Source organism: Micromonospora rosaria, from assembly GCF_001567585.1.
GTDB lineage: Bacteria > Actinomycetota > Actinomycetes > Mycobacteriales > Micromonosporaceae > Micromonospora > Micromonospora rosaria.
This window is the reverse complement of the sequence record NZ_LRQV01000055.1, coordinates 26,033-40,786: the sequence shown is the minus strand read 5'-3', so window position 1 is coordinate 40,786 and position 14,754 is coordinate 26,033. Positions and strand designations below refer to the sequence as shown.

Here is a 14,754-nt window from a genome sequence, read left to right as displayed (position 1 = left end):
CTGCAACGGGCGCAGCCCGGTCAGCCCGAACCGGGCGGCGAGGGCGTCCGACACGCCCGGCCGGGCCACGTCGGCGTTGGTGTGCGCGGTGTACAGGGCCACCCCGGCGCGGATCAGCCGGTGCACGATCCGCCCCTTCCAGGTGGTGGGCGCGACCGAGGAGACCCCGCGCAGCAGCAGCGGATGGTGGGCGACGATCAGGTCGGCCCCGGCGTCGAGCGCCTCGGCGACCGTCTCCGGCAGCACGTCGACCACGCACGCGACCCGGCGGACCGGGGCGGTCGGCTCGCCGAGCACCAGCCCGACCCGGTCCCAGTCCTCCGCCCAGGCCGGCGGGTACCGCCGGGCCAGCTCGGCCACGACGTCGGCCACGGTCGGGGCACCCGGATCCCGGGGCCCGGCGGTGGTGGCCGCGCCCGGATCGCCGGCTCGGGGTGCACTTGTGCTCACGGCGGGCCAGCTTACCGGCGCGCGGCCGACGGACTGGTCCCGGCGGGCCGGACCGCGCCTGGAGAGCCGGCGCCGCCGCTCACCGCAGCGCGGCCAGCGGCGCCTGCCAGGGGAAGGCGTGCAGGTGGGCCTCGCCGGTGCCGGGTGGGTGCAGCGGGACGACGTGCTCGCCGAAGAGCACCCGCACCCCCCAGCCGCGCAGCCGGGTCAGCCCGTCCAGGAACGCCGGGTGGGCCGCCATCGCCGAGTTGGTGAACGGCACGGCCACGATCGGTACGCCCCGGCCCTGCGCCTCGACGAGCAGCCCCAGGGCGAGGGTGTCGGTGATCCCGGCGGCCCACTTGTTGACCGTGTTCACCGTGGCCGGGCAGACGATCATCGCGTCGGCCGGGGGCAGCAGGTCCGGATCGCCGGGCTGCTTGTACCGGCTGCGCACCGGGTGACCGGTCTGCCGGGCCAACGCCTCGTGGTCGAGGAACTTCGCGCCGTCGGGGGTGGTCACCACGCAGACGTCCCACCCGTCGCGCTGGGCGGCCCCGACCAGCCGGCCGACGTGCCGGGCCAGGGGCGAGCCGCAGGCCACGACGTAGAGCACCGGACGCCGGGCGGCGGCACCGGGCGGGTCGGCGGCGGGCGGCGACCCGCCGCCGACGGGCGGGCCGTCGCTCTGGTGCGGCACGGTACCGCTCACACCCCCACCCCCATCTGCTCGGCCAGCTCGGCCAGGTGGCAGTGCGGGGTACCCCGGGTCCGGCGCAGCACGTCGGCCATGACCTCGTGCGCGAGGGGGCGGCAGCGGATCTCGGCGGGGGCCAGCCGGTCGCCGCGCAGCAGCATCTCCCCGGCCGTGCCCACGTCGCCGATCTGGGCGTACGCCCGGGACAGGTCGAGCAGGTGGTGCGCGCGGCGTTCCGGCAGCAACGCGTTGAACAGCGGCTCCGCCAGCCGTTGGTGGGTCTCCACGGCCCGCCCGCCGTCACCCAGCTCGACGGCGGCGGCGGCCCGGTGCAGCTCGACGTTGGTCGGCCCGAACGACGTCCAGTAGTGGTTCTCGTCGCCGCCGACCTGGCCGGCGACCTCCTCGGCCCCGATCAGCAGGTCGTCGACGGTGGCCGAGTCGCCGAGCCGGGCGGCGGCCATCGCCCCCTGCAACAGGAGCTGCCCGTGCACCGACAGGGCCGCCGGGTCTCCCCTGCTGGTGTCGATCCGGTGGGCGATGTTGACGTTGAGTTCCAGGGCGGGCCGGGCCCGCCCCATGGCCAGCAGCGCGTTGCCGACCCGGGTGGTCGCGATGCCGGCCAGCAGCGGGTCGTCGGCCCGCTGGGCGACCGCGGTGGCCCGGTCGGCGGCGAGCCAGGCCAGCTCGCACTCGCCGATCTTGCGGAGCACCGAGGAGGCGATCTGGTACACCTGGCCGAGCAGGTTGGCGGCGAGCCTGACCTCGTCCCCGGCGGAGCCGGCGTCGGCGGCCTGGGCGTCGCGCAGCAGCTTCGGCAGGGACCGGGTCAGCTCGCCGTACCGGCTGTACTGGTAGGTGAGCCAGGCGTGGTTGACCGCCTTGCCGAGGTCGACCAGTGGCGGCGGCTGCGGGGCGGCGTCGAAGTACGCGGTCATCGCGTCGTACCGCTCCAGGGCGGCCCGGATCTCCTGCACCTCCACCTGGTCGATGCAGGTGAGGGCGTCGCTGCGGCGCTCCGGGTCCTTGCCGAGCAGCAGTTGCACGTCGATCTGGAGGATGTCGGCGATCTCGTGCAGCACGGAGAACTTGTCCAGCCGGCGGACCCCGCGTTCCACCTTGTCCACCCAGCTCTTCGACTTGCCCAACCGGTCCGCGAAGACCTGCTGCGACAGCTTGCGCCGGCTCCGCCAGTACGCCACTCGCCGGCCGATGGGCAGTTCGTCCATATCGGTCCTCCCCGGCTCCGATCGGATCGGAGCTATCAGTCGACGGCGGTGGCACGCCAACCCGCCGTGTTCAGGTTTTCGCTGGTCGCACAGGCTGTACGTCACCCGTACAGCCGGTCCTCATAGTTTTCGTGCAAGTTGCATCAGCCGTTCGTCGGCTTCAACGACCACAGATCAGCCGCAGTGACGGCGCTCGAACTGCGAATCAGTCACGCAGATGGAACAGGTGAGGGGAGATCGGAGCGAATGTGGCGGAACGTCGGACCGCGGGTCGCGCAACTGTCACCGCTGGAGCGGGTCCGGTTGCGCCGGATCGCCGTGCGGTACGCCCTGCACGGCTGGGAGGTGACCCCCGGGGCCTGCCTGGCCCGCAGCCGCTTCGTCTGTGGACGCGCCGGCTGTCCGACGGTCGGCTGTCATCCCGCCCTGGAGAACTGGGAGCACGCCGCCAGCACCGACCCCGCCCGGGTGGCCACCTGGTGGCACACCCGTCCCCACGGCGTGCTGCTGCCCACCGGTCGGGCGTTCGACGTGCTGGAGGTCCCCACCAGCCTGGGCCGGCACGTGCTCGCCGCCGTCGGTACGCACCCGGCCGGCTTCGGCGTCCGCGGCCCGGTGGTGGTGACCCCCACCGGACGGTGGATGTTCCTGGTCCGCCCCGGTGACCCGCTCCGCCCGGAGTTGGAGCACTGCTTCGACGTGGTCCGGCACGGCCTCGGCTCGTGGATCGCGGCGCCCCCGACGCGGCTGCCGGAGGGGCCGGTCCGCTGGGCGGTGGCCCCGGAACAGGCCCGCTGGCAGTTGCCCGACTCCTACCTGGTGCAGAACGCCCTGATCGACGCGCTGCGCGCCACCGGCGCCACGTTCCCCGCGGAACTGCTCTCCACCCATCTGCCCCTGCCCCGCCGCGCCACCTGAGCGCCGCCCGTACCGGCCCCTGCCACCGTCACCCGGCGACCCTGCCTGGCGACCTCCCCGCCGGAACCCGGACGTGTCCTATTGACGGGACTCGTTTTCCATTCTGGACGATCGAGGCCCCCGGCGTCACGACGGACCCGACGGACGTGCCCGTTCGGCCGACCGGCGGTCGGTGGAGCGCACAGCAGCCACCACCCTCAGTGACCGCCCCCGCAGGACCCTCGGCCCCCACGTCCGATTCGGGCGTGTCGCGCTCCGGCGGACAGACCGAGCGAGCGAGATACCTGACAGGCATTTTCATACCTCTCAGGTATGTCGCGCACAGACACCATCTCCGGGCGGGCGGGCGGCGGGAAAAGTAGCGGCAGCGGGAGCGCGTTATCCCTGGCCTCAGCGGGTATTCCGCCGCACCGCTGAACGCCTGAGGGGACGCACCCCGGACGCCTGAGGGGAAGGCACCGCCATGCTCAGCAAAGAGGACCAGCGCAGGTTCGACGCGATCACCCGCCAGTTGCGGCAGAGCGATCCGGGCTTCTTCGAACGCCTGGACCAGCGGGCCCGCTCCCGGGTCCGGCGCGGCCGGTACCTGATGTTGTTGACCATCGTGCTGTGGGCCTCGTTGCCGGCTGTCACGGTGCTCGCCGGCCGGCCGACCGGCGCCGCCTTCGCGGTGGTGCTGCTGGCCAACGCCGGGCTGCTGTGGCGGTACCGCCGTCGACTGCTCTGACCTCACCCCTGGGGCCGCCGACGCCCGCGCCGACCCCGGTCGGCGCGGTCGGCGCCGGCGGCCCCACGACGCCGGGGGGCGACCCGACGCCGGGGGCGGCCCGGTCAGCTCCGGTCGCTGGCGACCGTGTCGGTGCCGTCGGGGTCGTCGGGTCCGCCCGTGTCGACGCCGCCGCCGGGCGGGCCACCGAGGACGCGGTACGCCCGGCGTAGCCGTTCCACCAGGCCCGGACCGCCGATCGCGGCCCCGGGCGCACCGAGTTGGCGCAGCAGCAGTTCCGGCTCGGTGGCGAGGGTGGGCGGCCGGGCCGGCAGCGGCACCGGCGCCACCCAGAACCGGTCGAGGCCGTCCACCAGCGACGCCGTCGGCTGCCCGGCGAGCGCCCGGTACGCCCCGACCGCCGGCACCGCCCCGGATGCCGGCACCACCTCGGCTGCATCCACTGTGGTCGGTCCGCCTGCCGGCGCCGCGCCGCTGGTGGCGGTCGGGTCGGCGGGTGCGGGGATCGCGGCGGCGGTGGCTCGCAGCTCCCGCAGCCGGGCGAGCAGCTCGGGGCGGCTGCGTCCGCGCCAGTGCAGCAGCTCGAAGGGGTCCGCGTCGAACGCCTCGGCGAGCAGGTAGAAGGTGGCCGCGAGATGCTTGCACGGGACCGCGAAGTCGGGGCAGGAGCACTGCTGCGTCAGCTCGTCCACCCCGGCTGGGAAGAGGGGCGTGCCCGCCGTGGCGAACAGGTCCTCCAACTCGGCGGGCAGGTCACCGGCGAGCAGCCGGGCGCTGAAGAACGCCTGCGCGGCCAGGTCCGTCTCGATCCGCTGCCAGGTCGCCGCCGGGAACGCCGACAGGGCGATCCGCACCCGGTACGGCTGCGGCCGGGAGCCCTGCACGGTCGCGGTGACCAGCCCCGGGGCCACGGTCAGGGTCAGCACCTGCCCGGCGCGGGCGTACGCGCGACCCCGGGTCAGCCGGGTACCCAGCGCGAACGACTCCAGCACCTCCAGGAACCGCCGCGACCACCAGGAACTGCCGATCGTCCCCCGGGTGCTGCGGGCCCGCAGGCCACCGTCGACCCGGCGGGGTCGACCGTAGTCGGCGTACCGGTCGGTCACTCCACCACCACCCCGGCGTCCAGGGTGAACAGCTCCCGCAGGTGGTCGGTGGACAGCTCGGTGATCCACTGCTCGCCGCTGCCCACCACCCGGGCCGCCAGGTCGCGTTTCCCGGCGATCAGCGCGGCGACCTTCTCCTCGACCGTGCCGGCGCAGACGAACTTGCGGACCTGCACCCGGCGGCGCTGGCCGATCCGGAACGCCCGGTCGGTGGCCTGGTCCTCCACCGCCGGGTTCCACCACCGGTCCACGTGCACGACGTGGTTGGCGGCGGTGAGGGTGAGCCCGGTCCCGCCGGCCTTGAGCGAGAGCACGAAGACCGCCGGCCCGTCCGGGGACTGGAACCGGGTGACCATGGCCTCCCGGTCGGCCTTGCCCACCCCGCCGTGCAGGAACAGCACCTCCCGGCCGAACCGGGCGGACAGGTGGGCGCGCAGCATCCCACCGAACTCCGCGTACTGCGTGAACAGCAGCGCCTTCTCCCCGGCCGCCAGCACCTCGTCGAGGATCTCCTCCAGGCGGGCCAGTTTGCCGGAGCGGCCGGGCAGCGCGGAGCCGTCGCGCAGCAGGTGCGCCGGATGGTTGCAGACCTGCTTGAGCCGGGTCATCGTGGCCAGCACCAGGCCCCGGCGCTCCATCCCGTCACTGGACTCGATCTTCGCCAGCATCTCGTCGACCACCGACTGGTAGAGCGCGGCCTGCTCGGCGGTGAGGGTGCAGACCACCTCCATCTCCAGCTTCTCCGGCAGGTCGGAGATGATCGACGAGTCGGTCTTGAGCCGGCGCAGCACGAACGGGCCGGTGATCCGGCGCAGCCGGGCGGCGGTGGGCGCGTCGCCGTGCCGCTCGATCGGCACCGCGTACGACTGTTTGAAGCTCGACGCCGGGCCGAGCAGCCCCGGATTGGCGAACTGCATGATCGACCAGAGGTCGGCGAGCCGGTTCTCCACCGGCGTACCGGTGACCGCCACCCGGTGCCGGGCGGGCAGTGCCCGGACCGCCTCGGCCTGGCGGGTCGCGGCGTTCTTGATCGCCTGCGCCTCGTCCACCACCACCCGGTGCCAGTCGACACCGGCCAGGTCGACCGCGTCCCGGGCGGCCACCGCGTACGTGGTGAGGACCAGGTCGGCGTCGTGCACGGCGGCGGTGAACTCCTCGCCCCGCGCCCGCTCCGCGCCGTGGTGCACGTGCACGCGCAGCTCCGGGGTGAACTTCGCGGCCTCCCGCTGCCAGTTGCCGACCAGCGACATCGGGCAGACCAGCAGGGTCGGACCGGCCTGCGGCGGGTCCCCGGCGAGCAGGGCGAGCAGTTGCACCGTCTTGCCCAGCCCCATGTCGTCGGCGAGGATCCCGCCCAGCCCGAGGGACTGGAGGAACGCCAGCCAGGCCAGCCCGCGCCGCTGGTACGGCCGCAGCGTCCCGGTGAAGGACGGGGGCGGGTCCAGCGGGGTGAGCCGCCGCTCCACCTCGCCGGCCAGCAGGTCACCGAGGGCCCCGTCGGCGCTGATCTCCAGTACCGGAAGGGTGTCGGCGGTGTCGGCGTCGGTGAGCCCGAGTCGCAGCAGGTCGGCGACGGTCAGCTCGCCGGAGGAGCGGAGCAGGCGCAGCCCGGCGGCCAGCCGTTTCGGGTCCAGCTCGACCCACTGGCCGCGCAGCCGGACCAGCGGGGTCTTCAGCTCGGCGAGCGCCGCCAGTTCGTCGGCGGTCATCGGCTGGTCGCCGAGGGCCACCTCCCAGCGGTAGTCGACCAGGGCGTCCAGCCCGACCCCGCCGCCCGCGCCGGCGACCGTGCCCGGGGCGGTCCGCCCGCGCGCCTGGAGCCGGGCCCCGAGGCGGGCCGACGGGCGACGCCACCAGCCCGGCAGCAGCACCCCGAAGCCGGCGGCGTGCAGCACCGGCGCGCCCTCGCGGAGGAACCGGTGCGCGCCCTCGACGTCCAGGTCCAGCCCCTGCGGGGTGGCGGTCCGCAACGCGGACTCCAGCTCGGGCCAGAGCCGGCTGGCCCGTCCCAGCTCGGCCAGGAAGGTCTCCTGCGGGCTGTGCCCCCGGCCCGCCGGCCCGGCGGCCGGGACCAGGTCGCCGCCGATCGGCTCCGGCGGGGCGTGCCAGACCTGCTCGGCGTCGATGTGCAGGCCGGGTTGGTCGGCCACCTGGAGGCCGAACTCCACCCGCCAGGTCCCGCCGCCGGCCGCGACGAGCGCCCCGTCAGGATCGGACGTGGGAAGCGGCCCGCCAGGGTCGGACGTGGCGAGCGGCCCGTCGGGATCGGGGTACAGCCCGGCCAGCGGGTCGGGTGGGAGATCGTCGACCGGCTCGACCAGCCGGAAGCTCGCCCGGACCGCGCCACCGGCGGCGTCCCGCTGCCAGGCTTCCAGCTCGGCCCGGAGCGCCGCGAGGGCGGCCGGCGCGGCGGTGAACTCCCCGTCCGGCCCGGTCAACGCGGCCAGCCAGGCGGGCGCCGCGCCGCCGCGCGGGCCGCCCCGGGTCAGCCCGGCACGGTCCAGCCCGCCCCGCGTTAGCGCGGCCCGGACGGCGGCGTCGGTCAGCGCGTCCAGCGCGTCGGCGACGAGCAGCGCCGGCTCCGGCTCCCCCACCGCCGGATCGTCGGCCGGTACGGCGGCCCGGACAGCCGGCGGCAGGGCCAGCAGCAGCGACCGCGCCCAGGCGGCGTCGGCCCCGGTGAGCAGCGGTCTCCACACCGCCCGCGCCACCTCCCCGGCGGCACCGGAGTTCCCGGCGGCAGCCCCGGACCGGCCGGCGGCCCCGGCAGCTCCGGACCGGGTCGGCGTGGCCCGTCGGGTACCCGCCGGCCGTCGGCCGGACGGCGGGGAGGCCGGGCCGGGGTCCGGCGCGGCCACCCCCGGCAGCACCCGCCCCCGGCCGACGAGATCCTCGGCGAACCGGGCCAGCTCCACCAGCCAGCGCAGCGACGCACCGACCGCCCACGGCTGCTCCCCGGCTGTGCCCGTCCACGGCTGCTCGCCGGCTCCTTCCGCGCCTGGCCGTTCCCCGGCTCCGACCGCGGCTGCACGGGTACCGGACCCGGTGGTCGGCCCGGCGAGCGGGCGCAGCAGGAAGGGGCGGGCGGCGGCAGGGGCGTACCGCAGCGAGGGGGCCCGCCAGGTGGCGAGGGTGACCCGACCGCGCGGCGGGTCGCCCTCGGTGGTCCGGACCAGTTCCGGGGAGTCGAGCGGTACCCCGCCCCGGGTGGGCAGGGTGAGCAGGGTGCTGCCCACCTCGGCCGACGGGGCCGCCGCTCCGGCACCCGCCGGGGCGAGCAGCGCGGTCAGGGTGGTGTGGTCAGCGGCGAAGGGATGCGGGCGGTCCCGGGGCGGGCGGCCGGGGCGGCGGGGGACAGGGTCCGGCGCGACGCTCTCCTCGGCCCAGACGGCGAGCCCGGCACCGGGCAGCCACACCCCGTGGACGACCAGCACCCGGCCCCCTCCGCACGACGACTGCCGAGGATATCGGGCCGACGCGGGGGCCCGGCCGCCGGACGCGCCCACCCGCCACGCCGGTACGGTCTGCGTCGTGATCGATCTGCTCGTCCTCGGTGGGCTCGGTGTGGACGTCCGGGTGCGGGTGCCTGGTTTCCCGTTGCCCACCGTCGACTCCTGCACCGTCGACCCGATCGAGCTGCGGGTCGGCAATACGGGGGCCGGGGTGGCGCTCGCCGGGCACGCCCTCGGGCTGCGGGTGACCGTGGTCGACGTGCTCGGCGCGGACCCGGCCGGTGACCTGGTCCGGGTGGCCCTGGCACGGGCCGGGGTGCCGGCCGTGCTGGCCGAGGCCCCGGCCGGTACCCGTCGCTCGGTGAACCTGGTCGACCCGGCCGGGCGGCGGATGTCGCTCTACGATCCGCGCCCGTGGGCCGGGCCGTCGCCGTTTCCGGCGCGGGAGCTGGCCGACCTGGTCCGGCAGGCCGCCCACGTCCACGTTTCGATCATGGACTGGGCGGCGGCGTCGCTGCCCACCGTCCGCGCCGCGCTGCCCGGGGGCGCCCTCGTCTCCACCGACCTGCACGACTGGGACGGCGTGAACCCGTACCACCGGCCGTTCGCGGACGCCGCCGACCTGGTGTTCGTCAGCGGGGTACGGCTGGGTGACCGGGCGGCGGCGGTCGCCGCCGGACTGGCTCCCCGCACGGTGCTGGTCACCCGGGGTGCCGACGGTGCCGACCTGTACGGCGACGGTCCGCCCGTCCGGATCCCGGCGGCCCCCGCGCCGGCGCCGGTGGTGGACACCAACGGCGCCGGGGACGCCTTCGTGGCCGGGCTGGTCGCCGCCCGGTCGCGGGGCGCGGCGCTGCCCGAGGCGGCCGGGTACGCGGCCCGGGTGGCCGCCGCGGCCTGCACCCACGACGGCATGGAGTACCCGCCGGGGCTGCTGCCGACCCGCTGACCCGCCGCGCTGCCCCGCGCGCCGAGCCGGCGGCCCGCCGGACGTCCGGCGGGCTGCCTGGTGGCCGGCGGGCTGACTGGTGGCCGGCGGGCTGACTGGTGGCCGGCGGGCTGAGCCGCTATCCGCTGCGGGCCGGGCCGGGCCGGGGCAGGATGGGCGCATGGCTTCCACGGTGCAGATACCGCTGGTGGGTGGCACGGCCGACGGGGAGACCGTCACGGTCGAGCTGGACTCGAACGGCCGCCCGCCGTTGACCCATCATCACCTGGGCAGGGAGGGGCTGGCCGGGGCCCAGATCTACGAGCTGGAGTCGACGGCCGGCGCACCGGGCTGGCGGTACTGCTGGCGCGCCGCCGCGAGCTGAGACAACATTCGATTTTGAATGACCATGCACAGCAGTGCATACTTTTCCCATGTCCAAGGTTCTCACCTCCCTGCCCATCGGCGAGCGCGTCGGGATCGCCTTCTCCGGAGGCCTCGACACCTCGGTCGCGGTCGCGTGGATGCGCGACAAGGGTGCCGTCCCGTGCGCCTACACCGCCGACATCGGCCAGTACGACGAGCCCGACATCGCCTCGGTGCCGGGTCGCGCCCTGGCGTACGGGGCGGAGGTCGCGCGCCTGGTCGACTGCCGCGCCGCCCTGGTCGAGGAGGGCCTGGCCGCGCTGACCTGCGGCGCCTTCCACATCCGCTCCGCCGGGCGGCCGTACTTCAACACCACGCCGCTGGGCCGGGCCGTCACCGGGACCCTGCTGGTCCGGGCGATGATCGAGGACGACGTCCAGATCTGGGGCGACGGCTCGACGTTCAAGGGCAACGACATCGAGCGGTTCTACCGGTACGGCCTGCTCGCCAACCCGCACCTGCGGATCTACAAGCCGTGGCTGGACACCGACTTCGTCACCGAGCTGGGTGGGCGTACGGAGATGTCGGAGTGGCTGCTCGCCCACGGCCTGCCGTACCGGGACAGCACCGAGAAGGCGTACTCGACCGACGCCAACATCTGGGGCGCCACCCACGAGGCCAAGACGCTGGAGCACCTGGACACCGGCATCGAGACGGTCAGCCCGATCATGGGGGTCCGGTTCTGGGACCCGTCGATCGAGATCCCCACCGAGGACGTCACGATCGGCTTCGAGCAGGGCCGGCCGGTCACGATCAACGGCAAGGAGTTCGCCAGCGCGGTGGACCTGGTGCTGGAGGCGAACGCCATCGGCGGCCGGCACGGCCTGGGCATGTCGGACCAGATCGAGAACCGGATCATCGAGGCCAAGAGCCGGGGCATCTACGAGGCCCCCGGCATGGCGTTGCTGCACGTCGCGTACGAGCGGCTGGTCAACGCGATCCACAACGAGGACACCCTGGCGAACTACCACAACGAGGGCCGGCGGCTCGGCCGGCTGATGTACGAGGGCCGGTGGCTCGACCCGCAGGCGCTCATGCTGCGCGAGTCGTTGCAGCGCTGGGTCGGTACCGCCGTCACCGGCGAGGTGACGCTGCGGCTGCGGCGGGGTGAGGACTACTCGATCCTGGACACCACCGGCCCGGCGTTCAGCTACCACCCCGACAAGCTGTCGATGGAGCGGACCGAGGACTCGGCGTTCGGGCCGGCGGACCGGATCGGCCAGCTCACCATGCGCAACCTCGACATCGCCGACTCCCGGGCCAAGCTGGAGCAGTACGCCACCCTGGGCATGGTCGGCTCCACCCCGCAGCGGCTCGTCGGCGCCGCCCAGGCGGCCTCGACCGGGCTGATCGGGGCGATGCCGCAGGGTGGCGCCGAGGCGATCGCCTCCCGGGGCATCACCTCCGAGGAGGACGAGGCGCTCGACCGCGCCGCCATGGAGGCCGGCGTCGACTGACCGGCCCGCCCGCGCGGTCGCGCCCGGTCCCGGCCTGGGGTCGCCGTCGGTCGCGGTGGCCGTCAGGTGCGGACGCCGTCAGTTGCGGATCAGGGCGCGGTTGCGGATGGTGTCGAGCACGGCTCGGGTGACCTGGGAGGTTCCCCGGGCCTGCTCGCACACCTCGCTCACCCGCAGGGCGGTGGCGGCGGCCCGCGCCTCCCGCTCGTCCCACAGCCGGTCGACCTCGGCCAACAACGGCCCCTCCACCTCGCGGGCCACGCCCTTGAGCGCCGGCACGCCGAGTCGCTGGGCCAGGTCGAAGACCTTCCCGGCGTACGGCAGGGGCAGGAACGGGGTACCGACCATCGCGGCGAAGATCAGGAAGTGCAGGCGCATCCCCACCGCGAGGTCGAAGTGCCGCATCAGGCCGAGCACCTGCTCCGGTGCGTAGTCGCCGTGCAGGATGCGCCCCCGGTCGGCGGCGGTCATGTGCGACATCACCCCGTGCGAGTGCCGGATGTCGTCCCGCTCCATCGGGACGAAGAGCACGTACGCGTCGATCCGGTGCACCAGGAAGTCACCGATCTGGGCGAGCAGCCGGTGGTACCCGTCGACGTCCAGCCGTTCGGCGGCCCGGCCGGGCTCCCGCACGCTCATCCCGACCAGCCGGCGACCAGCCGGTACGCCCTCCTCGCGCAGGAGCTGCGTCGGAAAGTCCTCCGGTTGCAGCAGGAACGCCGGGTCGGCGGTGACCGTGATCGGATTGAGCAGCCCCGCCTCCTCCAGCACCACCCGGGACTCCTGGTCCCGGACGGTCACCTCGACCGCGCCGGAGAGGGTCTCCCGCACCATCGCGGTGTCCACCCCGTCGGTGAGCGGCCCCACCCCCACCGCGTACGTCAGCAGGGGCAACCCCCGCTCCTGGGCCGACCGGACCACCCGCATGTACCGCCGGGCCTCCCGGTCGTAGAGGATCCCGCCGCCGCCGAGGATCAGCAGGTCCAGTTCACCGAGGATCGGCGACGAGTCGACCCGGCTGACGCCCTCCCAGGGCACGGCCTCGACATCCGGATGCGCGATCCGGGTGTGCTCCGGGTTGCGGGAGAAGACGACGATCCGCCCGTGCGGCTCCTGCGCCCGCAGATCGGCCAGGAGACCGGTGAGAATCGCCTCGTCGCCGAGGTTGCGCCCACCGTAGGAGCCGAGCACCCCGATGGTCAGTCCGGTGCCGTCCCTCATCCGCCCGCCCCTCCTCCGCCCGCCGAACCGGGCACGATCTGCCGGGCTTTCCCACTGCCGGCCCCGACATGCCGCTCCCGCGCGCGGCCCCGACCGTGGCTACGGGTCGGCGACCAGGCGGGACACCAGGGCGGTGACCACCTCGTCGGGGTCGAAGCCGGCGTCGATCGAGGTGGTGAGCAGGTCGAGCAGGAGACCGTCGACGGCGTAGTGCAGCAGCGCCACCTCGAACGCCCCGCCGGGCAGTCCGGCGGCCAGGTGGAAGGCCACGTCGTCGCGGTACCCCCGGCGCAGGGTGTCGCCGAGGATGCGGGCGAGGTCGGGGCGGCGGGCCGCCTCCAGACGCAGTTCGATCAGGGCCCGGGTCAGCTCGGGCTGGCGGGTGGTGCGCTCGACGATGTACCGGACGTAGTCGGTGAACAGTTCCCGCGAGGGTTCCCGGGCGCCCAGGTCGGCAAGCACCTGCTCGTCCGGGGCGAACCGTTCGATGATCCGCTCGCCGAGGGCGCCCAGCAGCGCGTCCCGGGACCGGAAGTAGTTGGAGGCGGTGCCGACCGGCACCCCCGCCTCGACGTCGACGGCCCGGTGGGTCAGTCCACGCGCGCCGGTCGCGGCCAGCACCCGCAGGCCGGCGTCCGCCAGGGCCGCGCGTCGCTGCGGATTCTTCGCCATGCCGAACACCCTAGCAACATCCACGACAGGTGTTGTACTGTCAACCACGACAGCAGTAGTGATTCGGGGAGGCGGTATGCGCAAGCTCGTGTACTACGTGGGCAGCACCATCGACGGGTTCATCGCCGGGCCGGGCGGCGAGTACGACTTCTTCCCGACCGAGGGGGACCACGCGGCGTACCTCACCGCGACGCTGCCCGAGGCGATCCCCACCGCGTACCGGTCGGTGCTTGGCGGCGATCCGCCGAACGCCCGGTTCGACGCGGTGGTGATGGGCCGGGGCACCTACGACCCGGCCCGTACCGTCGGCATCACCAGCCCCTACGCCCACCTGCGGCAGTACGTGGTCAGCCGGTCCCTGCCGCCGGCCGACTACCCCGACGTGGAGATCGTCTCCGGCGACCCGGTGGCCTTCGTGCGTGACCTGAAGAGTCAGCAGGGGCGCGACATCTGGCTCTGCGGCGGCGGGAACCTCGCCGGGCAGCTCCTGCCCGAGATCGACGAGTTGTTCGTCAAGCTGTACCCGTTCGTCGCCGGCAGCGGCATCCCGCTGGTCGACCGGGGCTTCGACCCGCGCCGGTTCACCCTGATCGAGGCGCGGCCGTTCGACAGCGGCGCGGTCGTCCTGCGGTACGCCCCCGCCGGCCCGCAGCCGGCGTGATGAGCCGGCGCCGCCGCTGAGCCGGCCCCGGTCAGCCCGGAACCCCCAGCGGATGGGTGAGGAAGGGCAGCACCACCCCGGGCAGGGCCGGCGAGGTCAGAATGTCGGCGTGGGTCAGGCCGGGCAGCACGGCCAGCCGGGACACGGGCCGGTCGGTGCCGTCCCGGCCGGCGTCCCGGCGACCCCCGCCGAGCAGACCGTAGAACTCGGCCACGTGGGTCACCGGGATCGCGTCGGCGTCGGCGTAGACCAGCAGGGTGGGGGTGTCGAGGGCGGCGACCTCCGCCGACCAGTCGTAGTCGCGGCGCAGCAGGTCGGCGCTGCGCGCCCAGAGCCGGGGCCAGTCCTGGGGCCGGGGGGCGATTCGCTGGTACAGCTCGTGTGCCGGCGTGCCGCGCATCCGGTCCCCGGCCCGTTCGTCCTGCGCGACCATCGCGGCGAGCACCTGCGGGTACCAGCCCCGCTGCCGGTACGGGGTGGAGACCAGCACCAGCCGGCGGACCAGCCCGGGGTGCTGGATCGCGGTGCGCAGCGCGACCCCGCCACCGAGGGAGTACCCGAGCAGGTCCACCCCGGTCAGGTCGAGCTGACCCAGCAGGGCGGCCACGTCCTCGGCCAGCGACTCGTACCGCAGGGGCCGGTCGACGTCGGCGGTGCGGCCGTGCCCCTGGAGGTCGAGGGCGATCAGGCGGCGGCGGGTGGCGAGGGCGGGCCGGATCGGGGCGAAGTCCTCCGTCGCGCCGTACCCGCCGTGCAGCAGCACCAGTGGCCGACCCGAGCCGTGCGTCTCGTACCAGATCCGCACCCCGTTGACCTCCGCGTACGCCATGT

General features: G+C 74.7%; 14 protein-coding genes. 6 read left to right on the top strand and 8 right to left on the bottom strand.

The genetic code is table 11. The features are described from left to right. From AWW66_RS16405 to AWW66_RS16395, 3 genes are all read right to left on the bottom strand, one after another. Positions 1 to 372: Nif3-like dinuclear metal center hexameric protein (locus AWW66_RS16405; protein ID WP_245648337.1), on the bottom strand; the 372-nt coding region annotated here is incomplete at its 3' end. Positions 373 to 529: 157 nt separating this feature from the next. Beyond that, positions 530 to 1,045: a flavoprotein gene (locus AWW66_RS16400; RefSeq protein ID WP_067366715.1), complete on the bottom strand. Its 516-nt coding sequence runs from the start codon at positions 1,043 to 1,045 to the stop codon at positions 530 to 532. 92 nt (positions 1,046 to 1,137) lie between these two features. Then, positions 1,138 to 2,355 carry a helix-turn-helix domain-containing protein gene (locus AWW66_RS16395; protein WP_067366695.1) on the bottom strand — a complete coding sequence of 406 codons (1,218 nt, stop codon included), beginning with the start codon at positions 2,353 to 2,355 and terminating at the stop codon, positions 1,138 to 1,140. A gap of 246 nt (positions 2,356 to 2,601) precedes the next feature. On the opposite strand from AWW66_RS16395, the gene AWW66_RS16390 reads away from it, so the two are divergent. Continuing rightward, positions 2,602 to 3,273, top strand: a complete 672-nt coding sequence (locus tag AWW66_RS16390; RefSeq protein WP_067366691.1) for a bifunctional DNA primase/polymerase — start codon at positions 2,602 to 2,604, stop codon at positions 3,271 to 3,273. Positions 3,274 to 3,736: 463 nt separating this feature from the next. Continuing rightward, positions 3,737 to 4,000, top strand: a complete 264-nt coding sequence (locus AWW66_RS16385) for a DUF3040 domain-containing protein (RefSeq protein ID WP_067366688.1) — start codon at positions 3,737 to 3,739, stop codon at positions 3,998 to 4,000. A 104-nt stretch (positions 4,001 to 4,104) separates the two neighbouring features. On the opposite strand, the gene AWW66_RS16380 is transcribed toward AWW66_RS16385, so the two are convergent. Then, positions 4,105 to 5,106, bottom strand: coding sequence for an SWIM zinc finger family protein (locus AWW66_RS16380; protein ID WP_157527507.1), 1,002 nt, complete (start codon positions 5,104 to 5,106; stop codon positions 4,105 to 4,107). Beyond that, complete coding sequence (locus tag AWW66_RS16375) at positions 5,103 to 8,540, bottom strand: DEAD/DEAH box helicase (RefSeq protein WP_067366685.1); 3,438 nt, start codon at positions 8,538 to 8,540, stop codon at positions 5,103 to 5,105. Before AWW66_RS16375 ends, AWW66_RS16380 begins: the two co-directional genes overlap by 4 nt. 97 nt (positions 8,541 to 8,637) lie before the next feature. On the opposite strand from AWW66_RS16375, the gene AWW66_RS16370 reads away from it, so the two are divergent. The 3 genes from AWW66_RS16370 (at position 8,638) to argG (ending at position 11,369) form a co-directional block, all read left to right on the top strand. Next, positions 8,638 to 9,507 (top strand): carbohydrate kinase family protein, encoded by an 870-nt coding sequence (locus AWW66_RS16370; protein ID WP_067366682.1) that lies wholly within the window; start codon positions 8,638 to 8,640, stop codon positions 9,505 to 9,507. A 160-nt stretch (positions 9,508 to 9,667) separates the two neighbouring features. Beyond that, the gene (locus AWW66_RS16365; protein WP_067366679.1) at positions 9,668 to 9,871 is read left to right on the top strand and encodes a hypothetical protein; all 204 of its coding nucleotides are present in this window, start codon (positions 9,668 to 9,670) and stop codon (positions 9,869 to 9,871) included. A 49-nt stretch (positions 9,872 to 9,920) separates the two neighbouring features. Continuing rightward, positions 9,921 to 11,369, top strand: a complete 1,449-nt coding sequence (argG, locus tag AWW66_RS16360; protein ID WP_067366677.1) for an argininosuccinate synthase — start codon at positions 9,921 to 9,923, stop codon at positions 11,367 to 11,369. Positions 11,370 to 11,447: 78 nt separating this feature from the next. Here the strand turns inward: argG and AWW66_RS16355 are convergent, their stop codons facing one another. Both AWW66_RS16355 and AWW66_RS16350 read right to left on the bottom strand, forming a co-directional pair. Then, positions 11,448 to 12,590: a polysaccharide pyruvyl transferase family protein gene (locus AWW66_RS16355; RefSeq protein WP_067366674.1), complete on the bottom strand. Its 1,143-nt coding sequence runs from the start codon at positions 12,588 to 12,590 to the stop codon at positions 11,448 to 11,450. 99 nt (positions 12,591 to 12,689) lie between these two features. Then, complete coding sequence (locus AWW66_RS16350; RefSeq protein WP_067366712.1) at positions 12,690 to 13,262, bottom strand: TetR/AcrR family transcriptional regulator; 573 nt, start codon at positions 13,260 to 13,262, stop codon at positions 12,690 to 12,692. A gap of 76 nt (positions 13,263 to 13,338) precedes the next feature. On the opposite strand from AWW66_RS16350, the gene AWW66_RS16345 reads away from it, so the two are divergent. Then, on the top strand, positions 13,339 to 13,923 hold the full coding sequence (locus AWW66_RS16345; protein ID WP_067366671.1) for a dihydrofolate reductase family protein: 585 nt from the start codon (positions 13,339 to 13,341) through the stop codon (positions 13,921 to 13,923). 31 nt (positions 13,924 to 13,954) lie between these two features. Here AWW66_RS16345 and AWW66_RS16340 read toward each other — a convergent pair whose 3' ends face one another. Then, complete coding sequence (locus AWW66_RS16340) at positions 13,955 to 14,752, bottom strand: alpha/beta fold hydrolase (RefSeq protein ID WP_067366668.1); 798 nt, start codon at positions 14,750 to 14,752, stop codon at positions 13,955 to 13,957. Positions 14,753 to 14,754 lie beyond the last annotated feature (2 nt).

Excerpts from the sequence above, each read along its gene's own strand:
- AWW66_RS16395 (WP_067366695.1), bottom strand. The coding sequence starts at position 2,355 with ATGGACGAACTGCCCATCGGCCGGCGAGTGGCGTACTGGCGGAGCCGG.
- AWW66_RS16390 (WP_067366691.1), top strand. The coding sequence starts at position 2,602 with ATGTGGCGGAACGTCGGACCGCGGGTCGCGCAACTGTCACCGCTGGAG.
- AWW66_RS16385 (WP_067366688.1), top strand. The coding sequence starts at position 3,737 with ATGCTCAGCAAAGAGGACCAGCGCAGGTTCGACGCGATCACCCGCCAG.
- AWW66_RS16365 (WP_067366679.1), top strand. The coding sequence starts at position 9,668 with ATGGCTTCCACGGTGCAGATACCGCTGGTGGGTGGCACGGCCGACGGG.
- argG (WP_067366677.1), top strand. The coding sequence starts at position 9,921 with ATGTCCAAGGTTCTCACCTCCCTGCCCATCGGCGAGCGCGTCGGGATC.
- AWW66_RS16355 (WP_067366674.1), bottom strand. The coding sequence starts at position 12,590 with ATGAGGGACGGCACCGGACTGACCATCGGGGTGCTCGGCTCCTACGGT.
- AWW66_RS16350 (WP_067366712.1), bottom strand. The coding sequence starts at position 13,262 with ATGGCGAAGAATCCGCAGCGACGCGCGGCCCTGGCGGACGCCGGCCTG.
- AWW66_RS16345 (WP_067366671.1), top strand. The coding sequence starts at position 13,339 with ATGCGCAAGCTCGTGTACTACGTGGGCAGCACCATCGACGGGTTCATC.
- AWW66_RS16340 (WP_067366668.1), bottom strand. The coding sequence starts at position 14,752 with ATGGCGTACGCGGAGGTCAACGGGGTGCGGATCTGGTACGAGACGCAC.